General features: G+C 57.2%; 12 protein-coding genes. All 12 read left to right on the top strand.

The annotated features are described in order from the left end of the window. A partial coding sequence (locus VAE55_RS15725; RefSeq protein WP_322816683.1) for a hypothetical protein occupies nt 1–401 on the top strand: 401 nt, incomplete at its 5' end. Nucleotides 402–544: 143 nt separating this feature from the next. After that, a complete protein-coding gene (locus tag VAE55_RS15720) occupies nt 545–1,723 on the top strand; it encodes a LamG domain-containing protein (protein WP_322816682.1) in 1,179 nt (392 codons plus the stop codon). Between the two features lie 11 nt (nt 1,724–1,734). Then, nucleotides 1,735–2,058: a hypothetical protein gene (locus VAE55_RS15715; RefSeq protein ID WP_322816681.1), complete on the top strand. Its 324-nt coding sequence runs from the start codon at nt 1,735–1,737 to the stop codon at nt 2,056–2,058. Then, nucleotides 2,036–2,755 carry an SDR family NAD(P)-dependent oxidoreductase gene (locus VAE55_RS15710; protein ID WP_416181212.1) on the top strand — a complete coding sequence of 240 codons (720 nt, stop codon included), beginning with the start codon at nt 2,036–2,038 and terminating at the stop codon, nt 2,753–2,755. Before VAE55_RS15715 ends, VAE55_RS15710 begins: the two co-directional genes overlap by 23 nt. 25 nt (nt 2,756–2,780) lie before the next feature. Next, a complete protein-coding gene (locus VAE55_RS15705) occupies nt 2,781–4,127 on the top strand; it encodes a fatty acid--CoA ligase family protein (protein ID WP_322816679.1) in 1,347 nt (448 codons plus the stop codon). Nucleotides 4,128–4,153: 26 nt separating this feature from the next. Continuing rightward, nucleotides 4,154–5,623, top strand: a complete 1,470-nt coding sequence (locus VAE55_RS15700) for a polysaccharide deacetylase family protein (protein WP_322816678.1) — start codon at nt 4,154–4,156, stop codon at nt 5,621–5,623. After that, a complete protein-coding gene (locus VAE55_RS15695; protein ID WP_322816677.1) occupies nt 5,620–6,615 on the top strand; it encodes an acyltransferase in 996 nt (331 codons plus the stop codon). The genes VAE55_RS15700 and VAE55_RS15695 overlap by 4 nt, the downstream gene beginning before the upstream one ends. Nucleotides 6,616–6,618: 3 nt before the next feature. Beyond that, nucleotides 6,619–7,704: a non-hydrolyzing UDP-N-acetylglucosamine 2-epimerase gene (gene wecB, locus VAE55_RS15690; protein WP_322816676.1), complete on the top strand. Its 1,086-nt coding sequence runs from the start codon at nt 6,619–6,621 to the stop codon at nt 7,702–7,704. Between the two features lie 96 nt (nt 7,705–7,800). Continuing rightward, nucleotides 7,801–8,532, top strand: a complete 732-nt coding sequence (locus VAE55_RS15685; RefSeq protein ID WP_322816675.1) for an acyltransferase — start codon at nt 7,801–7,803, stop codon at nt 8,530–8,532. Between the two features lie 52 nt (nt 8,533–8,584). Next, entirely contained in the window at nt 8,585–9,820 is a 1,236-nt protein-coding gene (locus VAE55_RS15680; protein ID WP_322816674.1) for a glycosyltransferase family 2 protein, read from the top strand. A 13-nt stretch (nt 9,821–9,833) separates the two neighbouring features. Next, the gene (locus VAE55_RS15675; RefSeq protein WP_322816673.1) at nt 9,834–10,349 is read left to right on the top strand and encodes a hypothetical protein; all 516 of its coding nucleotides are present in this window, start codon (nt 9,834–9,836) and stop codon (nt 10,347–10,349) included. Next, complete coding sequence (locus tag VAE55_RS15670; RefSeq protein ID WP_322816672.1) at nt 10,315–12,066, top strand: B12-binding domain-containing radical SAM protein; 1,752 nt, start codon at nt 10,315–10,317, stop codon at nt 12,064–12,066. Before VAE55_RS15675 ends, VAE55_RS15670 begins: the two co-directional genes overlap by 35 nt. Nucleotides 12,067–12,119: the final 53 nt, after the last annotated feature.

Genomic DNA, 12,119 nt, shown 5'->3' with positions numbered 1-12,119 from the left:
ACGGGAGTGGTACGCATCGGATTGGACACGTGGTCTCGCTCGACGGTCTGACCTGGGTGCGCCCTGTGCCCAACGCACCTATCCCTACATTAAACCCTATTGCTTTCCCTACGCCTTCTGTAGGCGGAAACGATCAACCGTGGGTGATGGTCAATGACCCATGCACCGACGGCGCAATCTTCAGCAATGTAGACAGTGGTTGTGGCGGAGGTAGCACCAGCTTTGATACCGAAGAGATCTTCCCGCCCAGTATGGTGCGTGACGAGGCGTCCACCCTGCGCCTGTGTGAAGGTGGCTGTACCAGTAGTGTTTGCTATCGGATGTGGTATGTTGGGGTTGATAACCCCCTTGATGCTAATCGGCGAATTGGATACGTAGTATCCCCCGACGGCATCACCTAGACGCGAGTGCCCGATCCGCTGACCGGCGGAGCTGTCTTTGAGAGTTCAAGCGTGCCGGGCACTTTCGATATCTTTGGTGTCTCGACACTGCATGTTATCCGAATACGATATCAGATGCGCCGACTTTGTAACGGAGACGATGTATGGAGTACTGCACCAGCCAGCAATGGTATCAGACGGTAGCAAAGCTCACCCTATCGGGCTTGCTCGTCACGTTCATCGCATTCAGCACCCTCCGCACGTCATCCCCGACCCAGGCCCAGGGAGGCTATTCCTTGCGATTTTACGGCAGCGGTACCAACGACCGCGACCGCGTTAAAATACCATTAGGCCCTATCGATGCCAATGGACGCATCACTGATTCCTATCCGATCAACGTTGGCGACACTTATACCATTGAGTTCTGGATGAAGGCAACCGCAGCCGAGAACACTGCCCCGGCCTGTCCGGGAGGCTGGTATACCGGTAATATCCTGCTCGACCGTGATGTGTTCGGTGCCGGTGATTATGGTGATTACGGAGTTGCCATCTGCAATCAGCGGTTGGTCGTCGGCGTGAGTGTTGGTGCCGACGACCGGCTGCTCACCGGCAATAGGGTGGTGACCGACGGGATATGGCATCATATCGCGATCACCCGCTCGGCAAGCGGGCAAATCCGTCTCTTCGTTGATGGCCAGCTTGATGGCACCCTGAGCGGTGCCAGCGGGCGGATTGACTACCGCCTCAACCGCACCACTGCCTATCCCACCAGTGATCCGTACCTGGTATTGGGGGCCGAGAAACACGATGTTCCCGGTAGTCTCCACTACACCGGCTGGATCGATGACCTGCGCGTGTCGCAGATTGCGCGCTACACCGACACGTTCACGCGACCATCAACCCCCCATCCGCTTGATCCTGAGACAATTGCGCTCTATCGGTTCGACGAGGGAACAGGTACGCTCATTGGTGACAGTTCTCCCAGGGGCACAAGCAGCGGCGAACTCAAGCCGCGTCCTGGTGGTGTAGCTCAACACTGGTCAACCGATACGCCGTTTAGTGGTGGCTTAGTCCCCACCTCAACTACTACGGCAAGCATTACACCGACCGTTATGGCAAGTTCAACACCGGGCAGCACATATACCGCCACCCCGACCGCCACCCCGACCGGCACCCGTACCGCTACCCCGACCGGCACCCATACCGCCACCCCGACCGGCACCCATATCGTCACAGCAACACCATCGACGACTCCGTCGATTGACAATGCACCGACGCCGCAGATTCAGATTTACATTCCGTTGATTACTCGTTCGTCTTCTAAATCATCTTCTTTAAGATAGGAGAACTTCTTATGACAAGCCTACCCATTGCTCGCACCGATCTCGGTCAGCTTGTAATCGAAAGTCTACGCAACATCCTCGATCAGAGTGGCCATCCAGCGCCAGATCGCATCGATGAGAACACCTTGCTGTTTGGCAAGGGGGCACTGCTCGACTCGCTGGCCCTGGTGACGATGGTGGTTGATCTTGAACAACGGCTTGAAGAAACCTTCGGTATTACGCTCACGCTGGCCGATGATCGAGCGATGTCGCAACGAAACAGTCCATTTCGCAGCATTGGCGCCCTGGTCGACTACCTGATGCAGTTGATCGATGAGGAGACGGGCCGTGACTGAGCGCGAAGTCGTGCTTATTACCGGGAGCAGCCGGGGCATTGGTCGCTTCCTGGTCGAACACTTTCTGGCACGGGGAGCACTGGTCGAAGGTTGCGCCCGCAATCCTGTCGACTGGGAACTACCCGGCTACACCCACCACCACGTTGATGTCGCCAACGAGAGCCAAGTCAAGGCGATGATCAGTTCGATCCAACGCCGGCATGGTCGCCTCGATATTGCTATCAACAACGCCGGCATTGCGGCAATGAATCACGCGCTCCTTACACCAGGAGAAACGGCCGGTCGCATTCTCAACATTAACGTTCTGGGCAGTTTTCTGGTCTGTCGGGAAGCGGCCAAACTGATGCGTCGGCGCAACTATGGCCGCATCGTTAATTTCAGTACCATTGCTGTGCCATTACGGCTTGAGGGTGAAGCGCTGTACGCCGCATCCAAGAGCGCGGTCGAGACCATGACCCGTATCCTCGCCCGTGAATTTGCACCCTTCGGGATTACCGTGAACGCGATTGGCCCGACGCCAATCGAGACCGATCTTATCCGGGGCGTTCCGCAGGAAAAGCTCCAGCACATCATCGATGCACTCGCGATTCGGCGGTTCGGCACCTTTCGCGATGTTGCGCATGTGATTGATTTCTTCGTCAACCCGGCCAGTGATTATGTCACCGGGCAGGTACTTTACCTTGGTGGTGGTGGGTAGCATCGATCACCGCATGGAGGCTGCTATGAGCATTACATGGCTACGCGAACGGATGGAGCAATGGGCAAGCCATCCTGCTATTGTCTGGCATGACCATCCGTATTCATACCAGGACTTGTTAACGCGCATACAAGCCTGGCACACCGCTCTCGACCAGCACGACGTCGGTCCCGGTCAGGTCGTAACGATTGAAGGCGATTATTCACCCAATGCCGTTAGCCTGCTCCTGAACCTGATCGAACGCAATACGATTATTGTTCCGTTGACGCACAGTGTTACAGCGCAGCGTGAAGAGTTTCTGGGGATCGCTGAAGTGCAGGTCGTTGTCAGTTTCACCGCCGATGATCGCTGGCACATCGAGCGCCGACCGGTGCAGGTGACCAATCCGCTGACCCGTCAGTTGATCGACCGTCAGCATCCGGGATTAGTCCTCTTCTCGTCGGGTTCTACCGGGAAGAGCAAAGCCGCCTTACACGATTTTATTCCGCTGCTTGAAAAGTTCAAAGTTCCCCGCCACCGACGGGTGACACTCACCTTCCTGCTGCTCGATCATATCGGCGGTATCAATACCCTCTTCTACACCCTGGCAAATGGCGGCACTGTCGTATCGGTACCATCACGCGATCCCGACGTGGTCTGTCGGGCTATTGAAACCCACCGGGTGCAGACGTTGCCCACGTCACCGACGTTTCTGAATCTCCTGTTGATCTCTGAAGCCTACCGGCGCTACGATCTCTCGTCACTTGAGCTGATTACCTACGGCACCGAGGTGATGCCGGAAAGCACCTTACACCGGATTCACGCGCTCTTCCCCAACGTGCAGCTCTTGCAGACGTATGGCCTCTCTGAACTGGGCATCCTGCGTTCCAAGTCCCGCGACTCCAATTCACTCTGGGTCAAAGTCGGCGGCGAAGGGTTCGAGACGAAGATCGTCGATGGGGTGTTGTGGGTACGGGCTAAATCGGCGATGCTGGGGTATCTCAATGCACCTAGCCCCTTCGACGAAGAGGGGTGGATGAATACGCAGGATGTGGTAGAGGTTGACGGGGAGTATATTCGCATTTTGGGGCGACGGAGCGACATCATCAACGTCGGTGGGCAGAAGGTCTACCCGGCAGAGGTGGAGAGCGTGTTGCTCCAGATGCCGAACATCAAAGACGTTGCGGTGGTTGGTGAGCCTAATCCCATCACCGGCCATATTGTGACCGCGCGCTTCAATCTGTTCGAGCCAGAAGACCCGAATGAGTTTAAGCGACGGGTACGTGCATTCTGTCGTGACCGCCTGGCACCCTACAAGATACCGGTCAAGATTATCATCACCGACAGTGAACAGCATAGTGCGCGGTTCAAGAAGATGCGTAAATCGTCGTAGTAGCTTTGCAGCGAAAAATGAAGCCTATGATACCGACAGTTCGCATTGCTATCGATCCGGCACTGGCGGCCTGGCGCGCTGAGATTACCTATACCTGGCGCACATTGCTAACCGGTATGGGCTATAGCTGGTACGAAGAGCAGTGGCAGGCTGCACCGGTCACCATTGCCTATACCACCGATCCGGCTCAGGCGCCGCCAGCACAGATTGTTATCCACGCCTGTGCCGAACGTTGGACAAACCCTGCCCTGGCTCGTTTACGAGGTCACACTATCCAGCGCGGCTATACCCTGCCGCTGCTGGAAGGCAACCATGAGCACGTCCAACCGGTCGTGGTGCATGGCAGCCTGCACATTGGTCACGACCCGATCTTCGCCGCCTTCTGGCTCCTCAGCGGCTATGAAGAGGAGCAGTACCCAACGCTCAAACACGGTTATCGCGATCTCACCGGCTCACCGATGCTAACGCAGGGACTACTCCGGCGTGGGATGGCATCGGCAATTGGCTGCTGGCTGGCCGAGATACTGCAACAGTGCGGTTTGCCTCCCGGCATCCCACGCTGGCCCAACAGTGCAGTCCTGGCCGCCACCTGTGGTCACGATGTCGATTATCCCGAAGTCGTGCGTTGGCTGGAGCCGCTGCGGATTGTGCGGCGACAGGGGATGCGCGGACTGCGGGCAGCCCGTGATGTGATCACCGGTCGTCGCCACCACTGGCACTTCCACTCGTGGATCGCGCTTGAAGAGCAGATCGGTGCGCACTCAGCGTTTTACTTCGTTGCCCGCAAAGGGTCGTTGCTGGAATATGCTACCGGACGCCCCGATCCCTTCTACGATGTGCATGCGCCTCACTTCCGTGCGCTCTTCCGCGAATTGAGTGCCGCCGGCTGGGAGATCGGTCTGCACGCCAGCTACCTGGCCTACACCGACCGCCGTATCTTCGCTGCCGAACGCGAACGGCTGGCGGTCGCCAGTGACCAACCAATTGAAGGGAATCGCCATCACTACTGGCACCTCCATCCGCAACAGCCCGAACAAACGCTGCTCATCCACGAGCAGGTTGGGTTTCACTACGATGCATCCCTGACCCACAACCGATATCTGGGCTGGCGTCGGAGTAGCACCTGGCCCTTCTTCCCCTGGCACCGCAGACTGCGCCGGGCAATTCGCACCTTGCAACTGCCAACCGGCTGGATGGACGATCACCTGTTTGGGCAGAAGCAGTTTAACCCCGGTGAACGTGATACCCTGCTTGGCGATCTGCGTGAGACCGTCTCTCGCCAGGGTGGTTTACTACTGGTCGATGTGCATGATTATGTCTATGACGACACGCTCTTTCCGGGATGGGCAGCGACCTACCGTTCCCTGTGGGAAGACCTGGCAGCATGTGGCCGGGTCTGGTTCGCAACCCCGGCAGCCATCGCCAGATACTGGTCGGCGCGGGCCAGCCACATCGCGGAAACCAGCCATGGCCTCGGCGAAGATGAACAGATGTGAAGAAATCCGGTAATACCTGGGCAGCGAACATGAATCTCTTCCGTACCGCCATCTTTATCCTGCTCTTCATCGTGCCACCAGCCTGCAAACCGGCTATCTTACGCATCTGTTGCGGTGCTCAGATTGGCCGAGGCGTCTCAATTGGCTGGTTCAGTACCGTAATGGGGCGCCACATCAGCATCGGCGATCACAGCGCAATCCGTGCCTTGACCATCATCAACTGCGGCGGTGACCTCAGCATTGGTCGTTACAGCATCATCAGCAGCTTCATCCTGGTGTACGGTGCTGCCGGTTTGCGGATCGGTCATCACAGCTACATCGGCCCGCAATCGCTCATCAACACCGAGGAAGAGGTGCGGATCGGCGACTGGAGTGCACTCGGTGCCCGTTGCATGGTATACACCCACGGTTCATTTCTGCCCTACACCGAGGGCTATTGGGTACGCTTCGCACCGGTGGTGATCGGCAATCGGGTCTGGTGTGCTGCCGGCGTCTTTCTCCACCCCGGCACAACTATCGGCGATAACAGTTTTGTGAACTCGCGCTCGGTGGTTAGTGGTGACATTCCGGCGAATGCAATCGTCGAAGGTCATCCGGCCCAGGTAGTCAACACGATGAACCGTATGCAGCGCACGATCACCCCGCGACGGCTTGATGCAATCGCCGGCCAGATGCTACATCATTTTCTGGCGATTGCCACGAATTACGGCGAACTAAGGTTACTGAGCGATACGCCCCACCCACTGGTTCAGGTTGGGCGGCACACCTATCGGATAGTGCTGGTACCGGCCCACGGCGAAACACCGGCCGTTGCCCCTGACCGACCGACAGTCTGGCTTATCTGTCGGCCCGACTGGCAACCAGCACCGACGCAGCTCTGGCTCAACCTGATCACCTATCGGCGCAGCCCTGCGCACGCAGTCATTCTTGACACGCTGTGCACATTTTTACAGCGCTACTACGGTATTCAACTCGAATATGAAGAGAGGTAACTTATGGCGCGCGTCCTCACCGTCCTCGGCACCCGACCAGAGATTATTAAACTCTCACCGGTGATCCCACTGCTCGAAGAACGCTTTGATCATATCCTGGTGCATTCTGGTCAGCACTATTCGTATGAGGTTGACGCTATCTTTTTTGAGGAACTGAGTCTGCCATCGCCCCGCTACACCCTCGGCGTCGGTTCGGCGCAACACGGCGAGCAGACGGCACGCATTCTGGCCCGGCTTGAGCCAATCTTGCTGCAAGAGCGCCCCGATCTCGTGCTGGTGCAGGGTGACACCAACACCACAATGGCCGGTGCGCTCTGCGCTGCCAAACTCGGCTTTCCGGTAGTGCATCTGGAAGCGGGTGGGCGGTCGTTCAACCGCGCTATGCCCGAAGAACTCAACCGCATTATTGTCGATCATATTGCCGAAATACTGCTTGCCGCCGATGAGATTGCTGCAGCCAACCTGCGCGCAGAGGGGCTACCAGATGAACGGATTCACGTGATCGGTTCTACCGCCATCGACGCTGCCTTGCGCCATCGCGAGCGTGCCGCCACCAGTACCATCCTGCAACAACTGGAACTGACACCGGGGAGCTATCTGGCGTTGACGCTACACCGCGCCGAGAACACGGAACCGACGACCCTACCAGGCATTGTGCGGGCGCTGAACGAACTGGCCGAGAGCTACCGCATCGTCTTCCCGGTACATCCACGCACTGCGGCTGCGCTTGAGCGCCAGGGATTACAACTTTCGCCACACATCCTGGCGATCCGCCCGCTCGGCTACCTCGACACCCTCTGCCTGGTGCAGTCGGCCCAGGCTCTGCTCACCGACTCTGGTGGCCTGCAAGAAGAGGCCGCCGTGTTGGGCACGCCCATTTTGCTGGTACGTAATGAAACCGAATGGCGCTACCTGGTCGATGCCGGTGTTGCGGTATTGATCGGGAACTCTTACGAAGACATTCTCGCCGGTACCGCAACGTGGATCAATCCAACCGGTTTAAGCCGTCTCCGCGCCGCTCGCTCTCCTATCGTCAGTGGTGCCGCCGCACATGCGGTAGCAATTATGGAAGCCGCTGTCAACACATAATTATTATTTTGTCACATATACATCTGTCAATAGTTAGTCAATATTCAGACCTGGTAACTATCCTACAAGTGTCCAGCAGCAGCGTTCAGGGAGCATATGACGAATCGATTGCGACTCTATCTGAGCCGACAGGCAAGCTCATTACCACGATACTTGACCGAACAGGTACTGCAAAGCCTATGTGGATGGGTACCTGGTCTGATTGGGATCGGTTTGCGTGCGCTGGCCTATCGGGCATTGATGCAAATAGAGGGCATTGTCGCCATCGAAGACGGTGTACGTATCCGCTTTGCCGACAATGTGCGATTGGGGCGTGGCGTCTACCTCGATCACGGTGTCTACCTGCATGCCTGTCCGGGTGGCATTAGCATCGGCGCCGAAAGTATGGTGATGAAGAACGCAATCCTTCACGTTTACAATTTTCGCAATCTCCCCCACAGCCATATCACTATCGGGCAACGCTCACTCATTGGCGAGAGCTGCATCTTGCGCGGACAAGGCGGTATCACGATTGGCGACGATGTCTATCTAGGCACGCTAGTGCAAGTGTTAGCCGTCAATCACGTCTTTCACGACACAACCCGCCCGATCAGTGCGCAAGGTATCACGGCGCAGGGCATCACCATCGGTGATGGTTCCTGGATTGGCAGTGGCGCGATTATTCTCGACGGCGTGCGGATCGGGCGCAACGTCGTCGTGGGTGCCGGTGCTGTGGTGACGAAAGATATTCCCGATTACTGCGTCGCTGTCGGAAATCCAGCTCGTGTTGTACGCGATCTCCGTGCCGATCCGTTACCACACGAACGCCTGACTGTAGCGGTCTACTGACACGAACGCAACACTTTATCTGGCACGTCAGCAACCATGGGGAGGGGAACGAATGACGACACTTTCAGTTGTGATTCCGGCGTACAACGAAGAGGATGGCATTGCGGCCATCGTTGAGCGCGTGCTGGCGATTCGACCGGCGCTCAAAGAGGTGGGCGTAGATGATCTGGAGTGCATCGTTGTTGATGATGGCTCGAAAGATCGTACCGCGGCTATCGTACAGGGATTTGGTGATCAGGTTCGCCTGATCCGGCAGCAGAATCGTGGCTATGGCGGCGCGTTGAAGACCGGTTTTATTCAGGCTCGTGGCGAACTGATCGGCTTCCTTGATGCCGACAGCACCTATCCGCCGGAATACTTTCCGGCGATGTGCCGAGAGGTGCTGGCCGGCGCCGATATTGTGATCGGGAGTCGTATGGCCGGTGCCCATAGCGAGATGCCGCTGGTACGCCGGATCGGTAACACCATCTTCGCCACGATGCTCTCCCTAGTCGCCGGTGTACGCATTAGCGATAGCGCAAGTGGCCAGCGCGTCTTGCGACGTTCGATTCTGCCGGTCATTTACCCATTACCGAACACCCTCGATTTTACGCCGGCAATGAGCACCCGTGCCCTTCACGAAGGGCTGCGCATGGTAGAGATTCCCATTCCCTACAAAGAGCGCTCTGGGCGCAGCAAGCTCCACGTGATCCGCGATGGCCTCCGCTTCACTAAATCGATTGTCTGGACGGCCTTGACCTATAATCCGGTACGTATCTTTGGCGGATTAGGCCTCCTCTTGCTCCTCCTGGCCGGTCTGCTCATTCTGGGGCAGAGCATTGGCATCGCGCTCGGCCTGCTGATTGGCTGGTCGTTCCCACAACTCTTCGGTGCGTTGGTGCTGGCCGTCGCCGGTGTAACTCTCTACACCACCGGCACTTCGTTCAGTTATCTGGTTGCACTGTTCCACAAACGCGCCATCCGCCAGGGTCTGTTTGGTCGTCGCGGAAACGGACGACGGATTGAACGCCATTACTGGTGGCTAGGATTGCTGGCGATGATCGGGGGTGTCATGACCTATGTCGCGGCTGTTGCCTTCGATCTGACCAATCCCGCACTGCCTCATTCGTGGTTTGCTCCGGTCGTGAGTGCAATGCTTGTCCTGATAGGGGTACAGTTGGTCAGTGCGTGGGGTCTGGCGCGGGTGCTCGCCGAGCTAAGTCGCCGCGAGAGCGATCAGGAAGCCGACCTGAACTGGACATACGTTCCACTCACCACACCTGTTGAGACTGCACCACAAACCGCATGAAGTGAGGACACTGGTGGAAGTATTTTACCAGTGGAGCGAACAGCATCTCGGACAAAGCCACTACATTATCGGCTACATAATCGTTTTAATCGGTCACAACTGGCCGATCATCGTGAGCCTGGGAGCCGCTCTGGTGATGAGTATTCGGCTCTACCGGCAACTAAACCGGGCTAATGCCGTCTGGCTGTTTAGCGCATTGCTCTTCGGGTTAGGGTACGAATACGAAAAGCACGTTGCTGGCGAATTACATCACGCGATTGACATGTTGTTTGGCCTAGAGCTGACCGGCTGGAATCGACCGCTGCACATGCTGGTCGGGCCTGTTTTCAATACTGTTTTCGTTGTACTGACGCTGACCATGGTACTGCATGGTCTGCAATTATCATTCGGATCAACAGTTATCAAGCTATTCCGCCGCCTCGATCCTGCCCGCATCGAGTATCACAGAGGCGGCATTACAGCATCATGTGATGCATCATTAGAAGGGGAAGATCATGAGCGAGCAGGAAACGACTCCGGTTCAGCGTAAGCAAGCCCCCGGTGATAAACCAACCGGCATCAAGCTGGTTGCGCCCGCCCGCCCCAACGAGCGGGCCGGCGAAATTCGCTTTGTGGAAATGCCACGCGAGAAGACACCTCGCCTCGATGTGCTGGTACTCAATCCGCCATCGCCCGACGGTGATCTCTTCTTACGCGACATTGCTCGCGTTGGACGGCGAACGCGCGACGGGATTATCTGGCCGCAAACCGCATTGGCCCAAATTGCCGCCGTGGTCAAAGAGGCCGGTTATAGCGTTGAAGTGATCGATGCAATTGGCCTGATGATGGACTGGAAGTCGTTCGAGAAGTATATGTGGGAAAAGAAGCCGCGCTACATGATCATCCACGCCACGGCGCCAACCCTGACGAACGACATGCGCACGACCTTCATTGGCAAGGCGGTGGGCACAATCACTATGGCCATCGGCACACACGTTACGCCGATGACCCGCGAAACGCTCGAATCCTACCCAACGCTCGATATTGTGGTGCGCGGTGAACCGGAACTTACTATTGTTGATGTCATTCGCACGATTGACCGGGTAGTCGAAGAAGAACGTGCGGCTGATACGGTCCCCGTCGGCAACCCCGACCTGACACCGCCCTGGCGCAAGCTACCGTTTCCCGATGCGTCATATCTGACAACCCGTGGCCGCTTCTTAGGCGTGCATCCCAAAATTATCGCTAAAGCTCTGCGCGAAACCCTCGGTGTCGGCTACCGCGACGAGCACGGCGAAGTCCGCATCAACACTGACCGCCCGTTCATTGAAGACCTCGACACGCTACCCATTCCCCTCCACGATCAGTTGCCCTGGCAACGCTACAAAGTGCCAATCGTGGGTGGACCCTACACCTTCGTCCTGACCAGTCGCGGCTGCCCGGCTGGCTGCCGCTACTGTATCAAGCACGTCACCTACCAGTCGAGTGTTCGCCATCGTAGCCCCCACCACGTTCTGCAAGAGATGGTGATGCTGAAAGAAATGGGCATGCATCACATCCACTTCGAGGCCGACCTGTTTACGGTCAAGAAGGAATTTGTCTACGATCTCTGCCACACGATCATCAAAGAGGGCTTAAAACTGCGGTGGAGCTGCAACAGTCGCGTCGATTTTGTGGACGAAGATGAACTGCGCCTGATGCGTAAGGCCGGCTGCTTCATGATCGCCTGGGGGCTGGAGAGCGGGAGCGAAGAGGTATTGAAGCGCGCCCGCAAGGGTACCACCGTCAAACGGATCGAAGAGACCATTGCCGCCAGCCATCGCGCCGGGATCATGAACTGGGGCTATTTCATCATCGGTCTACCGGGCGAAACGGTCGAAACCATCCAACAGACCATTGCACTCTCGAAACGGCTACCCCTCGATATTGCCCTGTTCCATATTGCCACCCCCTACCCTGGCACACCCTTCTACTACGAAGCCGTCGCCAATGGCTGGATTCGCATGAACCAGTGGGAAGACTACGACATGTATTCGCACACGGTGCTCAACTACCCACACCTCAGCTCGGCTGATCTGGAGTACTGGGCCAAACGTGCAGCTCGCGAGTGGTCTCTACGGCCACGACCGATCATGACCTTCCTCAAGGGTGCGGCTAACCCTGAAACCTGGGGTCAGCTCTGGCAAATCGGCGTGAACCATCTCAAGTGGATCGGCGGCAGCTTACGGAATGAAGGACTGCGCCGGCTGAGCGGTAGCAGTATGTAGACATCACGATCCGTACTGTATGCCTGACCTGACAGTGGCCGGCGGGAATGCCC

The sequence above is a fragment of the Chloroflexus sp. genome, from assembly GCF_034432675.1.
In the GTDB taxonomy this organism is placed as follows: Bacteria; Chloroflexota; Chloroflexia; order Chloroflexales; family Chloroflexaceae; genus Chloroflexus.
The sequence above is the reverse complement of the archived record's forward strand: the minus strand, read 5'-3'. Positions and strand labels throughout refer to the sequence as shown.